This window comes from Paenisporosarcina quisquiliarum, from assembly GCF_027563315.1.
Lineage (GTDB): Bacteria > Bacillota > Bacilli > Bacillales_A > Planococcaceae > Paenisporosarcina > Paenisporosarcina quisquiliarum.
Genome location: NZ_JAMKBJ010000004.1, coordinates 43,018 through 65,107 on the forward strand (window position 1 = coordinate 43,018; position 22,090 = coordinate 65,107).

General features: G+C 39.9%; 25 protein-coding genes. 6 read left to right on the forward strand and 19 right to left on the reverse strand.

All coding sequences use genetic code 11. The features are described 5' to 3' along the window. Positions 1 to 28 precede the first annotated feature (28 nt). Together M9R32_RS06040 and M9R32_RS06045 are read right to left on the reverse strand one after the other, a co-directional pair. Positions 29 to 811, reverse strand: a complete 783-nt coding sequence (locus tag M9R32_RS06040) for a helix-turn-helix transcriptional regulator (RefSeq protein WP_269925831.1) — start codon at positions 809 to 811, stop codon at positions 29 to 31. Between the two features lie 236 nt (positions 812 to 1,047). After that, entirely contained in the window at positions 1,048 to 1,944 is an 897-nt protein-coding gene (locus M9R32_RS06045; protein WP_269925832.1) for a diacylglycerol/lipid kinase family protein, read from the reverse strand. Between the two features lie 79 nt (positions 1,945 to 2,023). Here M9R32_RS06045 and M9R32_RS06050 point away from each other — a divergent pair, with 79 nt between their 5' ends. Beyond that, a complete protein-coding gene (locus tag M9R32_RS06050) occupies positions 2,024 to 2,674 on the forward strand; it encodes a LytTR family DNA-binding domain-containing protein (RefSeq protein WP_269925833.1) in 651 nt (216 codons plus the stop codon). Positions 2,675 to 2,801: 127 nt separating this feature from the next. On the opposite strand, the gene M9R32_RS06055 is transcribed toward M9R32_RS06050, so the two are convergent. Continuing rightward, positions 2,802 to 3,134: a hypothetical protein gene (locus tag M9R32_RS06055; RefSeq protein WP_269925834.1), complete on the reverse strand. Its 333-nt coding sequence runs from the start codon at positions 3,132 to 3,134 to the stop codon at positions 2,802 to 2,804. 99 nt (positions 3,135 to 3,233) lie between these two features. Next, the gene (locus tag M9R32_RS06060) at positions 3,234 to 3,677 is read right to left on the reverse strand and encodes a GNAT family N-acetyltransferase (protein WP_269925835.1); all 444 of its coding nucleotides are present in this window, start codon (positions 3,675 to 3,677) and stop codon (positions 3,234 to 3,236) included. A 106-nt stretch (positions 3,678 to 3,783) separates the two neighbouring features. On the opposite strand from M9R32_RS06060, the gene M9R32_RS06065 reads away from it, so the two are divergent. Continuing rightward, positions 3,784 to 4,266: a GNAT family N-acetyltransferase gene (locus M9R32_RS06065; RefSeq protein ID WP_269926059.1), complete on the forward strand. Its 483-nt coding sequence runs from the start codon at positions 3,784 to 3,786 to the stop codon at positions 4,264 to 4,266. 23 nt (positions 4,267 to 4,289) lie between these two features. Here the strand turns inward: M9R32_RS06065 and M9R32_RS06070 are convergent, their stop codons facing one another. From M9R32_RS06070 to mntR, 6 genes are all read right to left on the reverse strand, one after another. Next, a complete protein-coding gene (locus tag M9R32_RS06070) occupies positions 4,290 to 4,784 on the reverse strand; it encodes a DUF4064 domain-containing protein (protein ID WP_269925836.1) in 495 nt (164 codons plus the stop codon). A 333-nt stretch (positions 4,785 to 5,117) separates the two neighbouring features. After that, positions 5,118 to 5,399 (reverse strand): GNAT family N-acetyltransferase, encoded by a 282-nt coding sequence (locus tag M9R32_RS06075; protein WP_269925837.1) that lies wholly within the window; start codon positions 5,397 to 5,399, stop codon positions 5,118 to 5,120. 33 nt (positions 5,400 to 5,432) lie between these two features. After that, the gene (locus M9R32_RS06080; RefSeq protein WP_269925838.1) at positions 5,433 to 6,401 is read right to left on the reverse strand and encodes a ring-cleaving dioxygenase; all 969 of its coding nucleotides are present in this window, start codon (positions 6,399 to 6,401) and stop codon (positions 5,433 to 5,435) included. A gap of 125 nt (positions 6,402 to 6,526) precedes the next feature. Continuing rightward, complete coding sequence (locus tag M9R32_RS06085) at positions 6,527 to 7,441, reverse strand: DUF1002 domain-containing protein (RefSeq protein WP_269925839.1); 915 nt, start codon at positions 7,439 to 7,441, stop codon at positions 6,527 to 6,529. A 163-nt stretch (positions 7,442 to 7,604) separates the two neighbouring features. Continuing rightward, positions 7,605 to 8,471, reverse strand: a complete 867-nt coding sequence (locus M9R32_RS06090) for a CvfB family protein (protein WP_269925840.1) — start codon at positions 8,469 to 8,471, stop codon at positions 7,605 to 7,607. 24 nt (positions 8,472 to 8,495) lie between these two features. Continuing rightward, positions 8,496 to 8,918 (reverse strand): transcriptional regulator MntR, encoded by a 423-nt coding sequence (gene mntR / locus M9R32_RS06095; RefSeq protein WP_269925841.1) that lies wholly within the window; start codon positions 8,916 to 8,918, stop codon positions 8,496 to 8,498. A gap of 216 nt (positions 8,919 to 9,134) precedes the next feature. On the opposite strand from mntR, the gene M9R32_RS06100 reads away from it, so the two are divergent. Next, the gene (locus M9R32_RS06100) at positions 9,135 to 9,290 is read left to right on the forward strand and encodes a lmo0937 family membrane protein (protein ID WP_269925842.1); all 156 of its coding nucleotides are present in this window, start codon (positions 9,135 to 9,137) and stop codon (positions 9,288 to 9,290) included. Between the two features lie 41 nt (positions 9,291 to 9,331). On the opposite strand, the gene M9R32_RS06105 is transcribed toward M9R32_RS06100, so the two are convergent. From M9R32_RS06105 to M9R32_RS06115, 3 genes are read right to left on the reverse strand one after another with little or no spacing between them, the layout of a single operon-like run. Continuing rightward, positions 9,332 to 10,450, reverse strand: coding sequence for a GNAT family N-acetyltransferase (locus tag M9R32_RS06105; RefSeq protein WP_269925843.1), 1,119 nt, complete (start codon positions 10,448 to 10,450; stop codon positions 9,332 to 9,334). Positions 10,451 to 10,469: 19 nt separating this feature from the next. Beyond that, on the reverse strand, positions 10,470 to 12,578 hold the full coding sequence (locus M9R32_RS06110; RefSeq protein WP_269925844.1) for a heavy metal translocating P-type ATPase: 2,109 nt from the start codon (positions 12,576 to 12,578) through the stop codon (positions 10,470 to 10,472). After that, complete coding sequence (locus M9R32_RS06115) at positions 12,565 to 12,930, reverse strand: ArsR/SmtB family transcription factor (RefSeq protein ID WP_269925845.1); 366 nt, start codon at positions 12,928 to 12,930, stop codon at positions 12,565 to 12,567. Before M9R32_RS06115 ends, M9R32_RS06110 begins: the two co-directional genes overlap by 14 nt. A 352-nt stretch (positions 12,931 to 13,282) precedes the next feature. Here M9R32_RS06115 and M9R32_RS06120 point away from each other — a divergent pair, with 352 nt between their 5' ends. Both M9R32_RS06120 and M9R32_RS06125 read left to right on the forward strand, forming a co-directional pair. Further along, on the forward strand, positions 13,283 to 13,702 hold the full coding sequence (locus tag M9R32_RS06120) for a universal stress protein (protein ID WP_269925846.1): 420 nt from the start codon (positions 13,283 to 13,285) through the stop codon (positions 13,700 to 13,702). A gap of 111 nt (positions 13,703 to 13,813) precedes the next feature. Next, positions 13,814 to 14,794: a DmpA family aminopeptidase gene (locus M9R32_RS06125; protein WP_269925847.1), complete on the forward strand. Its 981-nt coding sequence runs from the start codon at positions 13,814 to 13,816 to the stop codon at positions 14,792 to 14,794. A gap of 438 nt (positions 14,795 to 15,232) precedes the next feature. Here M9R32_RS06125 and M9R32_RS06130 read toward each other — a convergent pair whose 3' ends face one another. The 6 genes from M9R32_RS06130 to M9R32_RS06155 all read right to left on the reverse strand — a co-directional run bounded on the left by M9R32_RS06130 (position 15,233) and on the right by M9R32_RS06155 (position 21,295). Next, entirely contained in the window at positions 15,233 to 15,574 is a 342-nt protein-coding gene (locus tag M9R32_RS06130; RefSeq protein ID WP_269925848.1) for a fluoride efflux transporter FluC, read from the reverse strand. Then, positions 15,571 to 15,924: a fluoride efflux transporter FluC gene (locus M9R32_RS06135; protein WP_269925849.1), complete on the reverse strand. Its 354-nt coding sequence runs from the start codon at positions 15,922 to 15,924 to the stop codon at positions 15,571 to 15,573. The genes M9R32_RS06130 and M9R32_RS06135 overlap by 4 nt, the downstream gene beginning before the upstream one ends. A 24-nt stretch (positions 15,925 to 15,948) precedes the next feature. Continuing rightward, positions 15,949 to 18,312 (reverse strand): penicillin acylase family protein, encoded by a 2,364-nt coding sequence (locus tag M9R32_RS06140; RefSeq protein WP_269925850.1) that lies wholly within the window; start codon positions 18,310 to 18,312, stop codon positions 15,949 to 15,951. 107 nt (positions 18,313 to 18,419) lie between these two features. Further along, a complete protein-coding gene (locus M9R32_RS06145; RefSeq protein ID WP_269925851.1) occupies positions 18,420 to 19,892 on the reverse strand; it encodes a potassium/proton antiporter in 1,473 nt (490 codons plus the stop codon). A gap of 105 nt (positions 19,893 to 19,997) precedes the next feature. Then, positions 19,998 to 20,912, reverse strand: coding sequence for a UDP-N-acetylmuramate dehydrogenase (murB, locus tag M9R32_RS06150; RefSeq protein ID WP_269925852.1), 915 nt, complete (start codon positions 20,910 to 20,912; stop codon positions 19,998 to 20,000). A gap of 74 nt (positions 20,913 to 20,986) precedes the next feature. Further along, on the reverse strand, positions 20,987 to 21,295 hold the full coding sequence (locus M9R32_RS06155) for a winged helix-turn-helix transcriptional regulator (RefSeq protein ID WP_269925853.1): 309 nt from the start codon (positions 21,293 to 21,295) through the stop codon (positions 20,987 to 20,989). A gap of 234 nt (positions 21,296 to 21,529) precedes the next feature. Between M9R32_RS06155 and M9R32_RS06160 the strand changes: the two genes are divergently transcribed. Further along, complete coding sequence (locus M9R32_RS06160; RefSeq protein ID WP_269925854.1) at positions 21,530 to 22,051, forward strand: YceI family protein; 522 nt, start codon at positions 21,530 to 21,532, stop codon at positions 22,049 to 22,051. Positions 22,052 to 22,090: the final 39 nt, after the last annotated feature.

The window sequence follows — 22,090 nt, forward strand, 5'->3', positions numbered from 1 at the left end:
AGAAAAAAGAGTCGTTGCCAGCGACTCTTTAAACTGTTGTCGGTAATGAAAAACGAAAATACTCATGTTCTTTTTGATCACGGAATTGTTTTGGTGTGACTTCTGTATACTTCTTAAATATGCGGGTGAAATAACTTTGGTTGCAAAAATGATATTGCTTTGAAATCGCTGAAATACTTTTGTTTGTATGTCTCAAATAGTATTGAGACTCTTCCACACGTCTCACATTTAAATATTCTACAAGTGTAATTCCTACATGTTCCCGGAAAATTCGGGATAAATGGCTCGTGCTGACCTGGAAGTGTTTAGCTATATCCTCTACCGACAGCTCAGACTCCACTTCATCATTAATGAATAAAATTACTTTATTTACTGTTTGATGGCTGAATGTCGGTTGTTTTCTTTCGGAAATAACCGACACGAAAAAATCAATTAAATCATCTGCAAATTGCAGAAATGATGCATCATTCATGTGAAGATCAATCATATCGATACATGCTGCATTAAATGCAAAAGCCTTTTTTGAAGGTACTTGGTTTTCATATAACTTTCTCGCCATTATGGATGACAGTACACTAAAATAATTTTTCACTCCACGAATCGTCTGCTTCCCAGCTCTCAGTGAAATCCGATCGATAATGAGATGCAAGGTTTTCTTTGCCTGTTCTGTTTCCAAATGGTGAATTTCATACAAAAGTTTAGCTTCTAATTCAAAGAAATCTTCTATTCCTTCGAACTGAGAGGATATCTCAATTTCACTCATATATTTTTTAGCTATTGTTTCACTGCCTGTTGATTGTTTTTGCTGCATAAAAACTCACCATCTTTCGTTACAATACGCCCGTGCGTATTTCACCATTATTAGTTAACTATATAATGAAAATTCTTTTATGAAAATAGATTTATTACTTTCCTCACGAAAAAAATTAATCTGGAATATTAGGTATTTTTTCACAAATATACGACAAAATTCTTCATTTTACGAAAATGTCATTTTTGTATAGTATGGATTTAGCAAATTTATACAATTGGTCTCATGATATTGTCTTATACAATCTCCTTAATTGGAACTAGTAATTCGATATGTCTTTCTAGGATTTTAACGTCTATAGGAGTTGTACATCCTTCATCCCCATCTAAATTGCAACTCAATTCAGGAGTAGTTTCAATTCTAGCTTTCTTAGTTTTAATAACAATGACGTCTGGATCTTCCTCTAACTTGCCACGTAATATAGCGGAAGCCATACGAAGGAAAGCAGGAATTCCCGCACTTTTCACAACAAATACATGTAATAGCCCATCGTCTGTCTCTGCATTAGGTGCAAGCTTTTCAAAACCTCCCACAGAGTTGGTTAGTGCAGCCAGAACAATGACCGCATTTCCTTTCCATGTACCATGATCATGTTCAACTGATACTTCGGTTTCTTCGTCAGATGTTAAAGCCTTCACGCCTTCAATCAAGTAAGCGAGTGCTCCTAATTTTGTTTTTTGTTCAACTGATACGTGCGAAACGTTCTCAGCAATTCGACCGACGGCCAAAATATTCATAAAGAATTTGTTTTGGGCTTTCGCAATATCTGCAAAACGTGGTTCGGCTGTTTTCAAAGCTTCAATTGCCTTAACAGGATCCAAAGGAATTCCGAGGGCTCTGGCAAAATCGTTTACTGTACCTAAAGGTATAAATGAAAAAATTGGTCGATGTTCTTGCTCTGCCAATCCATTCACTGCTTCATTTATTGTGCCATCCCCACCCATGGCAGTCACAAGATGGTATTTTTCCACACAGGCTTGACGAGCAAAATCAGTGGCATCGCCTTCCCCTTGTGTTTCCTTGACATGAACCTCATATCCCATTTCCTGTAAGGTTTCAATCGTTTGATCTTTATATGTTCCTGCTAATTCTTTACCTGATGAGGGATTTAAAATAAACATGGCTTTTTTCAAGGAAAATGCCTCCTTTGTATTCTTGCTTTATATGGTAAAATAGTAAAAAGAGAAGTTCGTTAAAAATGAGGTGCAGTCAATGGACACAAAAACAATTAATGAAATCATGCAAGTTATACAAGAGTTTTTTCCAGAGCAAGCATCCATTGCGATATCCAATACACGTGAATATGTGTATTATCAACCAAGTAAAAGAATTGATTTAAAAATACTACCAGGTGATTCGATAAAAGAAGGAACTGCCACACACAAAGCACTCGTATATGGTCAAAAAGTAAACGAGTTTATAGATCCTGATATTTTTGGTGTTTCCTATTATGGAATGAGTATCCCCATTATTGAAGAAGGTAAAACCAAGGGAGCCGTCACTGCCATTCTCCCTCATCAACCGTCTCCTTTTTTAAGTCAATATATGACGATTAAAACGGAAGAGAATTGGTATCCAATCAAGCATGAACAAGTCATATTTTTAGAAACTCAACTAAGAAAAACGTTTGTTAAAACGGAATTTAAGGAAGGCTATCATCGCTTAAATTTAAGCGAACTGGAATTGTTTCTTTCATCAGAAACTTTTATCAGATGTCACCGTTCTTACATAGTCAACATTGCATTTATTAAAGAAATCCAACCGGATTCCCATTCTACTTTTTTATTGGAAATGACGGATGGAACGAGAATTCCAGTTAGTCAGCGGTATGCAAGCTATTTCCGTCGATCATTAGGATTTTAATAAAAGTCCGCTTTACAGTTTTTGGAACGACTTATTACTCACTAATTAAACCTCTCATATTACTATTGTCCCTAGAGGCGTTCATAAAAAAAAGAAGGTTACGCTCGCAAAAAGCGTAGCCTTCTTTTTATAGATTTTTACTATCTAATTTATCTTCATTTGCTAAAGTTGAATCTGTTTTTTTCTTGTTTTCCTGAACTTCCTCATTGTAATATTGAACACTTGTACTAGCACCTTCATCTAACATTTTGTTGTCGTCAATATCATGAGGTTCTGAGTGACCTACTTTGGTCATATCCGTATTATTCAATTTTTGTGAATCCAAATACGAATTCACTTTTGTTTTTGTATTATTGAAAGCAACTAGTGCCTTTTCACGATTTTCTGGTTTGCTAAAGTATGCATATGCACCTGCTGCCAATCCAGCCAGCAATAGTGAACGATTATTTCCTCTTGCCATTGTCATCATTCCTCCAAAGTTTAATTTCTTCTGATACTCATATAGATACCCGTTATTATTAAATTCACACTTTTTTATGATGACAAATTGGTTACAATTTCACAATTTCTTTAATAGCATATCGACATGAGGAATTCCATCTTCGTCATATTCTTCCGAAATTTCCTCAAAACCGAATGAGCCATAAAAATTTCTTAAGTATGTTTGTGCTTGTAATTGAACTTCGCCCAGTGGCCATTTTTCTCGGCTGAAGGAAATGGCCTGTTCCATCAATTGTTTTGCCAAACCTCTTCCACGTGCATTTTTATTCACGATTACTCTTCCGATTGATACTCGGTCATATTTTATTCCTGCTGGTAAAATACGCGCATATGCTAGCAATTCGCCATTTTCAATATAAGCAAGATGATATGAATCTATGTCGTATCCATCAATCTCTGGATATGGACATGACTGTTCCACCACAAATACATTCACCCGCAATTGTAAGTATGTATAAAGCTCCGTTGTTGATAACTCTTTAAATGATTTGATTGTCCACATTTATTTCACTCCCTATGTGGATATTATTCCACAACTATGGCATACAAGTGAAATGTTTGGTATGATAGCTGAAAGAATTTTGAGGTGAGACGATTTGATACGAGCGATGAAACAAGACGATATTGCTGCGGTACAGCAAATCGCTAAAATCAGTTGGCATGATACGTATGAAGGTATTATTCCTGGGGATATTCAAAATCTATTTATTGAACGGGCTTATTCCAATGCCATGATGATGAAACGTTTAGAAAAAACATCCGTTTATGTCGCTGTTCATGATGAAGAAATTATTGGTTTCGCCAATTTTACTCGTGTAGATGAAGATGGCGATGCAGAACTGACTGCCATTTATTTATTGCCTTCCCATCAGCATTTAGGGTATGGAAAGAAGCTATTAAATGAAGGACTGCAACATATTCAAGACGCTCAACAATTATTTGTATACGTCGAAAGCGAAAATCAAAAAGGTCGTGCTTTCTATGAACGTAACAATTTTACATGTATAGAAGAGTTCGATGAATTTTTTGAAGGTCATCCTTTATCCACAGCTAAATATGTTTACTATCTAAAAACGCCTGTTAACAGTTAATGTTAACAGGCGTTTTTTTGTTTTTATAATGGTTGTTGAGGTTGGTTTTGATGTTGCACATCATTGTTATAGTATGGATCTTCTACATACTGAACGGGTGTTTTACGAACGAAACACATAATCGCAGCGATGTAGAATAAAATTGGTGCCAATAATAATATCCCTGACAGTAATCCTGCAAAGATGAACATGATTCCTGCCGCTTTCGGACTCTTATTTTTGGAAACTTTCACGACTCCCAAGATACTTAATATAATACTGACTAGTAATGTTACCACTACTACCCATCCTACTACACCTACTACTTCAATGCCGACATCCACAGCGTCATTAAAAACAGCAATATCTTCAGGTGTCATGGTCGGATCAGACAATACAATTTCCTCTTCAAACATTTGTTTCAATTCATCTGTGTTCGCATTGGATGCTCCCACTACTGCGAGTATGACGAAAATTAATAAGATAATATTTAATATAGTTCCGATAACTCCTAATGCTACTTCTCCCGCTCTGCTCAAAGCATTCACCTCTTTAAATGTATTTACTATATTATGTACGAACCAAACGTATTATGGTTACATAAATTTAACTTTCCCTACATAAATTATGAATAAACCTGTTTAAAAGTAAGAATACACGGGTACACATCTACTAACACCAAATTGAAAGGAGCAGATGCACAATGGAAAAGAAATTAGTATTCAGTCAATCAGATTTCATGTATACAATGGTAGGTGCTTCAGTTTTAACAGGATTTTTATTTATTTTTACTCAAATGTGAGGGATAACTTATATGACGCAGACGACTTAAAAGGCAACCCACTAATTGTAATTAGCGGTTTGCCTTTTTATTATGCTTTGAGATCTTCATATTCATCTGACTGATTGAAAGCTGTTACAACATATGAACATACGGCTTCCATTTTGTATCCTTTTTCACGAGCAAAATTAGCTGAACGATCGAGTAATTGCTTAGCCACCCCTTGACCACGAAGTGCCGGCGAAACGAATGTATGATCCATCACCATTACATCCCCTAGCAACGTCCATGTAATTTCCCCTAAAGTCTTACCATCTTTTTCATACACAAAAGCGTATGCATCATGACCTAATTCTTTATACTGGAATTCCATACCCATCACTCCTTTTTTTCAGTGTAGCATAACTTACTCTTTCAACGAAAGCGGACGCAGTGAAGCTTCGATTTGTTCACGTCGTGACTCTAAAAATGGTGGTAAGGCAAGGGTTTCACCTAACGTTTCCATGGATTCATCTGTTGCAAACCCTGGCTCATCCGTCGCCAATTCATACAGTATTCCATTCGGTTCACGAAAATAAATCGATTTAAAGTAGTAGCGATCCACTTTTCCAGATGTCATAAATCCTTTAGAACGAAGTAATTCTTCCCATCTATCATAGTCTTCAAACGTTTTTACGCGGAAGGCTACATGATGAACGCTGCCACGACCCGGTCGTTCCATTGGCAAATCAGGTCGCTCTTCAATATGCACTTCAGATGCAGGACCACCTTCACCTGTAGAGAAAACCGTAATTTCAGGCATTCCTTCAATAACGGATGGATACGAACCTATCTTTTTAAACCCCAATACTTCCGTCAATACAAGTTGTGTTTGTTCCGCTTTGCGAACCGTCAAAGTGACATGACCTAACCCAACCACTGCATTTTCTTCAGCAATGCCAGATTTGGTCCACGGAATCCCATAAGGTACTCCTTTTCCATCATCAACAACCAACATAAGACGAGATCCCTCGAAGTCTTCAAAATACATTGTTTTTCTTCCGAAGCGTTCAATCACTTCTTCAAAATGAACGTTGTATTCAGTGAACCTTTCTTTCCAATATGCTAAGGCATCTTCACTTTTCACACGAAATGACGTGTTACTAATACTTGATACGCCAGGTACTGTTTTTGCTGCGTGCGGTATATCGAAATAAGTCATATCTGTTCCAGGTGTGCCTACTGCATCAGCATAAAACAAATGATATGAGGATGTGTTATCTTGATTCACACTCTTTTTGACGAGTCGCATTCCCAATATACGTGTAAAGAAATCATAGTTTTTTTCAGCATTTGCAGTAATGGCTGATACATGATGAATACCTGCTAACTCCATATTAATTCCTCCCGCGTCATAATATCTCGAATTCGAGATATTTTTTCTTTTAGTTTATCACGCATTTTTAGGTTGTGCAATTCATCTGTTTCAATGAAAAAAACCTCCACTTGGGAGGCTAATTCTTAATTAAATAATGAGCGAAGGGAATCAATCAAATTATTGAAGAAGTTTTTAACACTTTGCCAAAAACCTTCATTATCAACAATGTTGCCGATTTTGTCTTCAAGTGTTTTGCTTAAATCATTTAATTGATCTGACCATTTACTGAAATCGATATCCAGTTGGCGAATACGGTCCATTAAATCAATTAATAATTGGCGGTCTTCTGGATTCAACTCAATTTGAAGTTTCGTCAACTGATCTTGAACAATCTTTTCAACTTCTTCTTTAGATGCCGGATTTTGTTCTGCGATATCTTTCTTAATCTCCGTCAACAGTTCACTGACTTTCGCTTCATCAACGCCTGCTTTATCAGCTAAAATGGTTGCCACGGAAAGCTCTTCATTCGCTACATCGGTACGCTCTTTATCCAATGTTTCTCCACTAACTTCATATGCTTTGTAAATCCCGACCAAAGCAGAGTGTCCCGTAACTTTCTTCGGTGCAGCCACTTCAACTGTTGCATCTTCAATTCCTGCAGTTAACATTGCATTTTCGTACATTTCAGCAGTAACTTGTGTGATGTTTTCTTCGGTCACAATATTGATGACTAAGCCTTTACCTGCATCTTCACGTGTAATTTTCGCAGATGAAAACATGCGGGCTTTTGAATCTCCATCTTTAATATACTTTACGAGATCCTCGCCAGTTACTGAAATTTCCTCTACTTCGCTTTCACTCGTCACCTTAAGACTGTCTTTAACACTTTGTTTTTCAGCTTCTGTTAAATCTGCTCCATAAACGACGATGGGCATGCCGAATTTCTCATTAATCGCATTCCCGGACGACGAAGAACCAGTGCTGGCCAAAGCTCCAGAAGGTAGTAGCAACGAGGCAGCCAGTAGAATTGACGCAAAGCGGACAATATTCTTTTTCATTCATATTTCTCCTCTCAGAACGAAATTTTCTTTTTTAAAATGGGTCAAGCCATTCTGTCTATGAATATGCTTCCCTTTTGATAATACGACGAAAAGGCACAAAAAGTTTCGGAGAGTTTTATGTCTCCATTCTTTTTGTGCCCCTTGACGGAATATTTTAAACTTAAATGTCAGATTTGACCAAAGTCCAACCATCTTTTTGTTCGATTTTCTTTTCTTTCATTAACTTTCCTAATGCACGCTTAAACGAAGCTTTGCTTAAATTGAACATGTCGTAAATTTCATCTGGAGATGATTTATCCGTAAATGGCATTTTACCACCAACATCCTGTAAGTAACGATACAGAGTTTCTGCATCATCCATCAAACGCTCTTGTTTTCGTGGCAACATAGAACCATTCAATGACCCATCTTCTTTCACACCAATCACACGAACGTCAACTTCTTCACCTAAACGTGGTTCAGCCATTTGTTCTGTGTGATGAACAAATACTCTGTACCCTTGAGGAACGCTGATGAAAAACGATCCGATTGGCAATAAGCGATATGCTCGTGCCTTCAAGTTTTCATTCATGACAGATGTTGGAGCTTCTACAAATGTTTCAGCTACACGATCTTCGGTTGCCAGACGACCGAATAAATCGCCATGAAAATCGGTTCTCAATGTCATGTATAAATGGTCACCAGTCTTTGGCCATAACTCTTTTAATAATGGTAAGTCTGATGGTTTCACAATGACTTCACGTGAGCTGCCGATATCAACAACTGCACCTTCACGCTCGTCCATTTTAATGACTCTTGCCCATCCATAAGTACCTTTTGTGATATGTGGCAATGTGGAAGTTGCACTTAAATTGCCACGACGGTCTTTAAATAAAAACACTTTAATTGTATCGCCTTCCTGAACTCCTTCAGGTGCTTCAGATCCATTGATTGGTACTTCGATTTCACCATTGGATAATATCCATTTAGAAGATTCCTGTGACTTTATCTGTAAGTCAACAATTTCTCCAGATACCATTTCGCTCATAGCGGACACTCCTTTCGCTTTTTCCTATTCTGATTGTTGCTGTTCTTTAAGTTCTTCTAGTTTTTGAAGAAAGTCAGGGTTCTCTTCCATCGCTTGAATCAAATCTGCAATACGATCGATCGAATTCCAGCTCAAGTGATGTTCAATTCCTTCTACATCTTCATATATTTTGTCTTCCTGTACGCCAATTAAACGCAAAAATTGTTCCAACAAATCATGACGCTGAACCAACCGCTTTCCTAATTTTAACCCTTTAGGTGTTAACATCAGACCTCGGTAACGTTCATAAATCAAGTATCCATCTTTGTCGAGTTTTTGAACCATTTTCGTTACAGAAGAAGGAAGAACTGAAAGAGATTCAGCGATATCCGATACACGTGCATATCCTTTTTGCTCAATCAGCATATAGATTTGTTCAATATGGTCTTCCATACTAGGTGTCGGCATCACTCTGTTCCTCTCTTTCCATAGCTTATATAAGTGTACTATAGTCGCTTATCGTTCTCAATGAATAACGAATATATGTAAAATGGGCAAAATATGAGTGCCGAAACATACAAAAAACAACTAAATTTTAATAAATTTTGTTTCGGTGGTTTATCAGTAAAATATCAAGGGTACCTTACTAATATCAAAGCATTACAGCAGAGAGGATGAGCTTGAATGGGTAGAATGTTATGGATGATCATCGTCGTATTATTAGTTATTTGGTTATTAGGACTTGTATTTAAAATTGGCGGCGGTCTAATTCACTTGATTTTATTAATTGCAGGTATCATTTTAGTCGTACAATTAGTTACGGGTAAACGAAAACTGTAACAAAAGGGATGTCCGTATAATGCGGACATCCCTTTTGTATGTTATTTGATTTTAGCGTAGATACACGTATCACGAATATATTTTCCATCCGCAGATAATCCCTCTTGCTTTAGGATTCCTTCTAACGTAAATTTCAATCGTTCAGCTACAGCCCGGCTTCGCACGTTATCTGTATCGCAGCGAATTTCCACTCTTCTGGCTCCTAACTCTTCAAAAGCAAATTTCGTCAGACGCTCAGCTGCTTCCGTCATATAGCCTTTTCCTTCAAAACGACTGTCCAACCAATACCCGATTTCCACTTTTGGAATATCCCAATTGATGCGATGAAACCCGCTTGCCCCAATAAATTCACCCGTTTCTTTTAAAAACAAATGAAGACGCAAATCTTTTCTAGTTACAAAATCAGCAACCGCTTGTCTTGTATTTTCTGTTGTATCTTCGATTTTTTGACGGCTTTGGGCCCAGGGCATCCATGGTTTTAATGCTTTATGGGATACTTGAACACTTTCCCAGACAAGAGGTGCATCTTCAACTTTTGGTGCACGGATGAAAAGTCGTTCCGATTCAAATGAATCCGGAAAAGTTCGCATGGCGACATGGACTTTCGATTCCGATTGGTCCGTTGCTTGCTGATCATCCCATAAGACAGGCGTCGTTGTGCCTTCCATAAAGTCTTCCCTTGTAATCCCATACGTGATGGCATCATAGTAAGAATTCTCTTTTGGAGAAAACCACGCTTTACGAAGATGTCCTTCTTTAACAAATCCCGCGCGTTCAAACGTTTTGCGCATCGCAAAGTTATCTTGACGCGTGTGACCTTCCACACGGATTTTCTTTTCAGGCAAATTGAATACGTATTCCGCCACTTTTGTTAAAGCAGCAGGACCATATCCATGACCACGATGACTGTCAGCAATCCGCAAGTCAAATACCGGGATTTCATCCTGCAAATCGAATACTTTCACAATGCCCACTTTTTGCTGTTCCTCATTTTCGACCCAGAACGTTTTGACTTCGTCTGATTCATACCCGCCCTCTTCAATGGTCTTTTCAATAATTTCTCTTGCTGGATTTGAATTCCCGTGAAAAGGCCAGGTATTGGTCGTCATGAAATGTATTAGTTGTTCTTGTTCTTCCATTGTCCATTCTGTTAGTCGCATGCTCTTCCCCCGAACTGCGTTACTTTTGAATGCGCAGTAATCTCATTGAATTTAACACAACGAGCAACGTTGCTCCCATATCTGCAAAGATCGCAATCCAAAGAGTCAGCCACCCTGGAATGATCAGCAGTAACGCCACTATTTTTAAACCTAATGCAAACATAATGTTTTCTTTAATAATACGCAATGCTTTTCGACTCAATTGAATGGTGTAAGGAAGTTTTTCCAAGTCATCAGCCATCAAGGCAACGTCAGCCGTTTCTAAAGCTGCATCCGTACCTGCTCCCCCCATTGCAATTCCAACAGAAGCAGCGGCAAGCGCGGGTGCATCATTCATGCCATCCCCAACCATCGCAACCCGACCGAACTCGTTGCGCAAAGATTTTACTGCTTCCAGTTTTTCCTCTGGCATCAACCCAGCACGCACGTCGGTCATGTTAAGTAATTGACCTATTGCAACGGCAGTTGTAGGATGATCCCCTGTCAGCATCACGATATGTTTCATTCCGAGTTCTCTCAACTTCATCAGGATTGTAGGACTTGATTCTCTTATTGCATCTGCGACAGCCAAATGGCCTGCATATTGACTATTGAAAAGAACGACCATGACAGACTTCCCTTGTTTTTGAAGTGTTTCCACGTTTGCTTTCACATTAGCTGAAATGGCGGTAGTTTCCTCTGCCCATTTTAAACTTCCGATCGCTACTTCGATTCCATCCACCAGAGCTTTTGCTCCTTTACCTGTAACCGAGTGAAAATTTTCAGCAGCAGAGTGTGCTACATCCATGGATGCAGCATGATTCACAATAGCCCGTGCTAATGGATGATCTGAATATGACTCGACAGACGCCACTTTTTGCAGAATCTCACTTTTCGTGAAATTTGCTTCCGTCACAAGGTCAGTCACTTCTGGATAACCTTTAGTCAATGTACCTGTTTTATCAAAAGCAATCGCTTGGAGACGCCCCATCTCTTCAAGATGAATGCCACCTTTAATTAGAACACCTTGTTTAGCTGCATTCCCAATCGCTGTGACAATGGCCACCGGAGTTGAAACTACGAGTGCACAAGGACAACCTACAACCAGTACTGCAAGACCTTGATAAATCCAAGCTTGCCAGTCGCCGGTAAATAAAGGTGGAATGACTGCTACCAGTAGTGCAATCAAAATAATGATCGGTGTGTAGTACTTCGCAAATTGATCGACAAACTTTTGAGACGGTGCTTTTTCTGCCTGAGCCTCTTCAACTAAGTGGATGATTTTCGCAATGGTCGTGTCTTCCACTCTTTTTGTCACTCGGACTTCAAGAGCCCCTTCTTCATTTAACGTACCGGCAAACACTTCGTCACCTTGTGCTTTCTTAACCGGCATCGATTCACCCGTAATCGGCGCCTGATTGACGGAAGATTGACCTGAGATTACTTCCCCGTCCATGGCAATCTTTTGACCAGATTTTACAATGAGCGTATCGCCAATGATGATTTCTTCTGTGCCAAGTTCCATCATTTCATTGTTTCTGCGAATGACGGCACGGGCAGGAGCAATGTCCATCAACTGTCTAATGGATTGTCTTGCTTTATTCATCGAATATGCCTCAAGTGCTTCGCTTACAGCGAATAAGAAGACAACGACAGCACCTTCACGCCATTCCCCAATGATGGCAGCCCCAATAATCGCAATGGTCATAAGGGTTTTCATATCAAAGTAAAATCGGGACAAATTTTTCAGACCACTCCAGAACATTTCATAACCACCAACGACGATCGATAATGCAAAGAAAAGAATCGCATATGGGTCCGCTTCAGACGTTTGAAATGAAATGATTGTTCCGATAACTAAAAACAGCAATGATATCAATGTCATGACATTTTCTTTTTGTTTAAAGAATGGTTTACTTTCGATTGTACGTTTCGACGACATCGGAACAACTTTAATGCCATCGAAAGCGCCTGCTTTCTCTAAGTCCTCAACTGTTACAGGACCAATCACACGTACTTTGGATGCGCCAAAGTTAACATTCGCTTCCGTTACATCCGGTAAAGCTTGAATGTTTTTCTCGAATTTCATGGCGCAGTTCGCACAGGTTAAGTTTTCTAAGCGAAATTCCTGTTGTTCATGTGCTTTCATGTCTTTCCCCTTCTTTCGCATGTTCATGGGCAATTTTCACGAGCTGCCCCACATGATTATCTGCAAGTCGGTAATATACGAGTTTGCCTCTTTTCTCTGACTTCGCTAAGTCGATATCTTTTAAATAACGTAGATGATGTGAAGCGGTTGCGGTTGATGATTGGATAATAGCCGCCACATCGCATACACATAATTCATTTTTCAAGGTTAAAGAATAAGCAATCTTAAGTCGGGTTTCGTCTGCCAGTGCTTTGAAAATTAATGACATACCTTTCAACTCAGGCAAGTTTTGTTGAACGTGTTTCACATCTTCTTCGTGAACACATACCGTTTCACATGTTTCTGTTTTCATCGTTTCAACCCCTCATTCAAACGTCCATTTGATTATTACCTACAGTATATGCTCGCGTACTTTTAAAAGCAAGGACAGTGACATGATGATTTTTTAAATGTAAGTGCGTAGAAAGTTTAGGAGTTGAGTCTAGGTAGACAGTTTGAGGTTACCGGTAGACAGAATTGACTTCCAGGTTGACAGATTAGTTGTCCAGGTTGCAAAAAATGTTTTCACACCAATTCAAATATTAAAATGAAACCTATGTAAATAAAGGATTTTTCTTCTCCTTTAGAGAATATATATCCAATACATAAGCAGTTTGATTGTAACGAATTGCAGAGAACAATCACTTCACTAAGGGGGTTTGAAGATGTATAAACGAATTTTGGTGGCTGTAGATGGTTCTTTACATTCAAAAAGAGCCGCAATGCACGCAGTTTTCTTGGCAAGCGCCTCTCCCGATGCACATGTCACATTGTTATATGTTTTGGACTACGATAAAACGAGAACGGATGTTATTCACAGCATGAATAGTGATGAGTTGCATATTGATCGTAAAAACAAAATCATGCCTATTAAAGATTTATTTACGTCCAAAGGGATTTCAACTGAAATTAAATTGCTACATGGTGAAGCCGGTCCAGTGATTGTGGAACACGCAAACCAGGAGAATTACGATATTGTGGTCATTGGCAGCAGGGGTCTTAATACCCTTCAGGAAATGGTGCTTGGTAGTGTAAGCCATAAAGTAGCAAAACGCGTACATTCACCTGTACTATTAATCAAATAATTGCTTTACGCTACTTTTGAAAGCATCGAAATAGCGACCCTTTCTTATAAATTGAACTCGGACTGACCAATTCGTTGGTCAGTCTTTGTGTTCGTTCAGGAGATGATGAAATTGAAAAAAGGCCCTTTAAATTTACTTACAGATGTACCTGGTGTAAAAGTGGGACATGTTACATTAAAGCAATACTTGGATGAAAAAGACTCAATTTGTACAGGCGTCACCGCTATTTTGCCTCATGAACAAAATTCATTCCTGCATAAAGTTCCTGCAGCGAGCTTTGTCCTGAATGGTTTTGGCAAAACAGTCGGTCTCATTCAACTCGAAGAACTGGGGTTAATGGAGTCGCCAATCATGCTGACAAATACATTCAGCGTCGGAGCGGTGTTGGAGGGAACACTCTCGTATATGCTGGAGCAAAACCCTGCAATCGGTGATTCCACAAGTTCGCTCAATTTAGTCGTGGGGGAATGTAACGACAGTTACTTAAATTCGATGCGTCTATTGGCGGTTCGTCCTGAACATGCAATTGAAGCACTGCAGGCTGCAGAACCTGGAAGTTTTGAACAAGGAGCGGTCGGTGCCGGAACCGGTATGATTTGTTACGGGGTTAAGGGCGGTATTGGCAGTTCATCCCGTATCGCAGAACATGATGGACACGCCTTTACTGTAGGAGTTCTTACCCTAACGAACTTTGGACGAGCTCACGAGTGTCGGATGGCAAATTGGGCTCAAGACAATTTGGATAAACCGGATGGTTCCGTCATTATCATTGTGGCAACAGATGCCCCGCTCGATGCACGTCAATTGAAGCGGATGGCTAAACGGGCTGCAATCGGACTTGGTCGAACAGGCACACATATACATAACGGCAGTGGGGACATTGTCATCGCGTTCTCTAATGCCAATTTCATAGCTCATGAATCTGACCAACCGATTGAAACACAATCATTCCTAAGAGATGATCATCCACTTATGAATGAATTATTCCAGGCTGTTATTGAAGCAACAGAAGAATCTGTCTATCAATCTATTCTCTACGCTGAAACGACAACGGGTCGTTTGGGAAGAGTCATTGAAAAAGGGATATTCTAATAAAAAGGGTGAATATAGCTACATACTATTTAAAAATACACATACAAGAAAATGTTGATTTCCGTTGCGGCGGACGCGTTTCGCGGGCACGGCTTCAGTCTCCTCATCACTTCGTTCTTCCGGGGCCTTCAGCTCGTGCTGTTCCCGCAGAAGTCGCCGCCTCCACTCCAATCAACAGAAAGTGCTTCTGTTAGCGTGTCTCTGCAAACTATTTAAGTAGGCTGGTGGTTGGCTATTTCTTAAGACTCCTGCGGAAAAAGCGGAACAAGCTAGACCCCGCAGGCCGAGCCGAGGAGGCTGGCGTTTCGTCCGCGGAAAGCGAAAGAAATTGCCGACCACCTTCTTTTTTGAATAAGTGCAAAACATCAGTCTAAAGGGTCTTTCCGTGAGAACGGAAAGACCCTTTAGACGTTTTTAGCTTGTTCTATACACGATACGCTACAAAACCGCTCCGCTCCACCAACCGAGGAGAACGGATAAAAATCCACCTAAGACAGTGAACAATGCATAGCCAATGGCTTTTCGGTGTTCTCCTTTCGACCAACTTTCAACGAATTGAACAGCGAATGTCGAGAAGGTCGTAAATGCACCTAAAAAACCAACCATCCAAAAAATGGCCAACCAATTTGTTTGTATCGCTATATGAAGGGATAGTCCCATCAGAAAGGAACCTGCACAATTGATGATCAGTATCCCATTCATTCCTTGGATTTTCTGTGAAATCCCAAACCGCAATACGGCACCAAGGAAACCACCAAGTGCTATTGCCAGAAGTGTCATTTAAATTGGCCTCCTAGCTTAAATCCTAAGGCAGCTAATAAAAAACACATCAATGTCATGCCAAGTCCATAGACCATCGCCAACACAAAGTGATCTTGCATCAAAACAAGCCATTCGGCAGAGAATGTTGAAAAGGTAGTGAACGAACCGAGAACGCCAGTTGTCCATAAGACGGATGCCTTTCTTCCTGAAGAAATAGCACGTCCGGTCAGCCATCCTAAGATGAGACTCCCAATTCCATTTTCCAACCATAAAACCAAGGTGTCAGGAGCCGTCACCATGACGCCATAGCGTAACAGTGCCCCAATCATCCCGCCAAGACCTACTAATAGAAGTTCCTTCATCTTCATACAGTTTACACACCCTAACGACTCTTATGGAGTTAATGTTAACGTATGAGGATCTTCAATGTCACCATCAACTACCGTTTCATGATAATTCCCTTCTGCCCAGTCATTTACTTGATTGTGGAACCAGTCGGATTTCATGTGACCACTTTGACCTGGCCCCACGATGTGATGGGTACTTGATAGGTCATCTAAGTCAGCGACGAAACGCCAGGAAGCTCCATGATCAACTAAGCCATCTGGTGTAAATCCGGCTGCCTGAACCGTAATATTGGAACCACCAATTGGTACATGCGATGGGTTCAAGAAATAAGCGAAAATTGGCGATGCACCCGCTAAAGGATGGTCGAACGTGAGTTGATGATAATCTCCCCACTTCCAGTCGCTCGGCTTGTTGCCAAACTCTTCTTGAATGGATGTGACAGCTGTTTCAAATGAATCCATCATCCAATTGTCCACCCCTCCGTGTCCTTTCACCCACGCTCCTTCTTGACCTTTGAAACTTTCACGCATCATGGCATCCGTTATATTGCCTTTGCCTGCCATTAAATCGTAAATATCTTTCGGCATTTGATCCACGAATAGCGTGGCTGGCAATTGTTTAATCCATTTGTGGAAAACAAGAGGTGCTGCAGCATCAACAGAATCCACTTGATCCCAATCTTTTAACAGTTTCGTTATATCATCATATTTATTGTCTTTATCCATTTTTTCTACAGAAGCGACCATATCTTTTAAGAACTCTCGCGCTTGTAGATTATGTTGGTCCATTTGAAGAGCCATCATATCTTCTTTCGTGAAGTCATCGCCTTTTTCCAATACTTCTGCAATCCGTTCATAACGATAAGATTGAGCCCAATAGTCGGTAATATGATACGGATATGTTTCATCGACAACTTGATTATTTGCCGTTGCGATAAATCCTTCATCAGGATTCACAACAGTAGGCAGTTCATCATATGGAACGTACCCTTCCCAACCATATTCCTCTGAATCACCCGGCACCGGCAACTGGGCATCTCCAGATTTGCGGATTGGAATACGTCCATTCGCTTTGTACGCAATTGTTCCATCTTTCCCTGCAAACACAAAGTTTTGAGCAGGCGCATGGAAATCCTCCAACGCCGTTTCGAATTCTTCCCAATTAGACGCTTTGTTCATATTCAATACCGCTTGCAGTTCTCTAGTAGGCTCTAGTGCAGTCCATTGCATGGAGAACTGTGCCGCTGGTTTTTCTTCATCAAACATGACATTTGAAATAATCGGTCCATGGCGAGTTACTACCACTTCAAAGTCAACTGTTTCACCATCTTTCACTTTAATCGGTTCATCCCGCACTTCTGCCTGTTCCCATTTGCCTTCGTATTTAAATTGGGTTGGGTTCTCTGGATTTGGCGTTTCAATATATAGATCCTGAACATCGGGACCTACATTCGTTACCCCCCAGGCGATTTCGTCGTTGTGCCCCAAAATAATACCCGGAATACCCGCAAATATGACACCGCTTACATTTTGCTCAGGAGACTGAAGATGCATTTGATACCAAATGGACGGCGTGCTTAAACCTAGATGCGGATCGTCCGCAAGCAAAGGCAGCCCTGATTTCGTTTTGTCTCCGGATACCACCCAGTTATTGCTTCCATTAAATTCGTTTGGAATGACAGCAGGGTCAAATTGCCCCTCTACTGTTACTTGGTTTTCTAGATTTGATGCAATAATCGAGGGTTTATCCTCTGGATATGTAATAAATAACTCACGTGCTTTATCTTCAGGGAAATTTCCAAGTGCCCAGTGTCGAACAGCCAAGCTCGACCAGTTACCGCCAAGGTCATATGCCATAAATTTCCCGATGGTTAAAGAATCTACTTCTGTCCAAGGTTCAGGTTCGTATCCGAGCAGTTTAAACTCAAAAGAGAGTTTGCCTTGATCGCTTGCCTGTTCCATATACGCATTCACGCCCTCTGCATACCAGGTGAGCACTTGCTTTGCGTCTTCTCCGTAACCAGCCCACGAATCTTCTGCAGCTTGTCTCAGGCTGAAAGTACGGAAGAACTGATCCGTTGTTACGGCTGCTTCACCCACTACTTCCGATAAACGCCCACTTGCTTGACGTCGCGCTAAATCCATCTGAAACATTCGGTCCTGTGCTTGCACAAAACCTTGTGCTCTATACAAATCTGCATCGCTTTTCGCGCTGATGTGAGGCACTCCTTGATCATCACGGGTTACGATTACTGCCTCTTCCAGGATGTCCACTGCCATGTTTCCTTCAATTTGCGGTTTGGACTTACTGATGTAGACATTCAAAAAAATGACTGCCGCTATTAGAATTAGTGCAATACTTCCGACAATCCAAGCAATCCACTTCCCTACTCTTCTTTTCCCCTTCACGTCTTCCCCTCCAATACTTTATTACTATATTATTTCGACTGAAAGTAAAAAAGTCCTTCAAATAAAAAACGAGTAGACATGACCTTTTACAGTCATATCCACTCCTTTTATTTCATTAATTCTTCACCCAGAACGAGTTTCACATTGGCTACTTGTTCTTTTGCAGTAAGAATATATAGAATGTCCTGTTTTTGAAGTTTTGTTCCACCGGTCGGCATGACCAAATTACCTTGACGGATAATTGCACTGATTACCGTTTTTTCAGGGAGTCCAATGGTTTGCACAAGTTGACCTGCAAACGGGGAGAGTTCGGACACTTCAAATTCCAGCATTTCAGCGTTTGCGCGATCCATGGAAACGAGTTCCAATGTATGGATTCGTTTGGGAACAGGGGGTCCATTCAATCCTAGTAGTTTCGCAACATAAGGAATGGTCGATCCTTGCAGCAAAGCTGAGCTTAACACGATAAAGAACACGACATTGAAATACAGTGTGCTATTCTCAATACCTGCTAACATCGGAAAAGTCGCCAGGACAATCGGAACCGCTCCTCGTAAACCAGCCCATGACATGAACCATTTTTCTTTTGTTGTATAGGGAAAGAAGATGGTAGAGACAAATACGGCAATTGGTCGTGCTACGGCAATCAATATGAACGAAAGCACTAACCCTTTCCAAATAAGATCCCACTGCGCAAGTTCACTTGGGAATACAAGAAGTCCTAAAATCACGAACATGGTAATTTGCATCAACCATGCAAAGCCTTCATGGAAACTGAAAATGGAATGGCTATGGGTCAACTCCCGGTTTCCTATAATCATTGCTGCTATGTATACGGCTAGTAAACCACTTCCACCTAAAACAGCTGTCAGGCTATAGATGAAAATGGCAAAACCTGCGGATAATACAGCATAAAGTCCACTCGCATCTAGCTTGATTTTATTCATCGTTTTGGAAGCAATATAGCCTAATCCAAACCCGAACAACGCACCAAGTCCCATTTGCATTAAGAACATACCGGCTAATGACCAAGCGGATATATCCGGCATCAAAATCCATTCAATAAAAACAATGGTCAAAAACATGGCCATCGGATCATTCGTGCCTGATTCGGCTTCCAATGTTGAAGTTAGTTTTTGTTTTATATTTTGACCGGATAAAACTGAAAATACCGCAGCAGCATCAGTGGATCCAACGATAGAACCAAGCAGAAATGCCTCAAGCCACCCGATATCCAACACATAATAAGCGGCAATTGCCACAACGGACGTGGTAATTAATACACCTACAGTTGCCAGCACAGTTGAACCGCCAAGAACGGGTCGGACATGTTTCCACTGTGTTTGTAATCCACCTTCAAACAAAATGATAATTAGTGCAAATACCCCAACCATCTGGGCAATTTTCGCATTTGAAAAATAAATGAGTCCTGAAATATCACTTCCTAATACCATTCCTAAAAACATGAACAATATAAGGGCTGGTACACCAGCACGTGCGGATAGCTTTGTCATCAAGACGCCGCTTAAAAGAAAAATCCCAATAAGTAATACAATAAAATCTGTTGTAAAATGCTCCATTTGTACCTCCCGTCTTTACAGTAGTTCTCTCTTTAGTTTAAAGGAAATTCAGATAATGCGCATAAAAAAAGCCTTGAATTCCAATAGAATTCAAGGCTTTTTCATTTATTCGTTTTCGCCTACAATTTTCACTTCAAGATCCAATTCAACACCGAATTGTTCTTTCACTTTCTTTTTGACCATTTCAATTGTTTGAATATAGTCAGTAGCAGTGGCATTGTTTTTATTCACAATAAAGCCCGCATGCTTCGTTGAAACTTCAGCCCCGCCAAATCCCTTACCTTGCAATTCACAGTCCTGAATAAGCTTTCCGGCGAAATAACCAGGAGGGCGTTTAAACACGCTGCCTGCTGAAGGATATTCCAAAGGCTGCTTCGATTCACGTAAATGCGTCAAGTCCGCTATTCTTGCATCGATTGTCAGCTGATCACCTACAGTCAATTCAAACTCTGCAGATAATACATAATAACCTTTTTTCGTAATGACACTCATGCGATAATCCAGTTCAAGTTCATCTTTTGATAAAACCAACTTTTCCCCTTCATGAGTCAATACAGTACATTCCAAAATGACATCTTTAATTTCGCCACCGTACGCCCCTGCATTCATTGCCATCGCACCGCCAACTGATCCAGGGATCCCACATGCAAATTCTAAACCTGATAAGGTTTCTTTTGCTGCCGCTCTTGAGACATCAATAATATCCGCACCGCTTTGTGCATATACACGAGTACCATTAATTTTTATTTCGTTTAACTTAGATAAATTCAAGACAATCCCACGCACGCCACCGTCTCGGACCACCATATTAGATCCATTCCCAAGTAATAGAAGGGGAATCTGATGTTGATGAGCATATGACACAACAAAAATTGTTTCTTCTTCAGTAGTCGGTGATACAAATAAATCTGCCCGTCCACCCATTTTCGTCATTGTGTGCAAGTAAAGTGGTTCATCTATTTTTACACATTCTAGTGAAAGTTCTCTAGTTAAATCGTCAAACCAACGCTGTTTAGTCATGAAAAGCCAAATCCTTTCCCTTAACTCTTTCCATTACATAGTATGCGTATTGACGACCTATTTGACAAGTAATTTCAAGATAACCATACTTTTGACCACTGTTCGATGTTGGCAATTGCATCTTTCAGCCCTTTTCCTTTGTCCGTTAAAGAATATTCAACTTTCACAGGTACCTCGGCAAAAACATGTCGCTCAACTAACCCTTCTTTTTCAAGCTCTTTTAAGCGCTCGGAAAGAAGTCTTCCACTCACAGGCAAAGCAGATTCAATTTCGTTGAATCGCTGAGGACCTTCCAGTAACTGATATAAGATCAACCCCGTCCATCTTTTTCCGATGAGTTCCATCGCTTTTGATAAACGTGGGCATAATGTTGTTTCTTTCATTCAAATCACCTCTATTGTTAATTATTATATCGTAAATGAAAATTTGTGTAAAACATCGTAATTTAATTACTTTTTAATACCTGGTTACATTTAACAACTTAATCAGCGTCTTATTTGTCAATTAAAAATAAATATCCTTAATTCGAGATATTTTAATTCAAACGTATTGACATCGAGATATCATCAACATATAGTAAGTTATAGAAAACAAAAAACAACATGGAGGAATTAATAATGAAAAATTGGAACGTAGATGCAGCTCACTCAAGTATTGGTTTTTCGGTAAAACACATGATGGTTTCTAAAGTACGAGGAAGTTTTGGTGATTTCAATGCAAATGTAGAAGCAAATGAAACAGATTTAACTGATGCTAACATTGCATTTAACATCAACGTTGCAAGTATTAATACAGGGAACGAAGATCGTGACAATCACCTTCGTTCGGCGGATTTTTTCAATGCTGAAGCGTTTCCAGAAATCAAATTTGTGGCTAACAACATTTCAAAAAATGGTGATGAATATGAAATTGCTGGAGATTTAACAATTAAAGACATTACGAAACCGGTTGTCTTTGAAGCTGAATACGAAGGTAAAGGCACAAACCCATGGGGCCAAGAAGTAGTTGGATTCTCAGCTGAAACGAAAATCAACCGTGAAGATTTTGGATTGACTTGGAACCAAGCGCTTGAAACTGGTGGCGTATTAGTAGGAAAAGACATTAAAATTACGGTAGAACTAGAAGCAAACCCAGCTTAATTTAATGAAATCAAAAAGGAACTTCTCAAATTAGAGAAG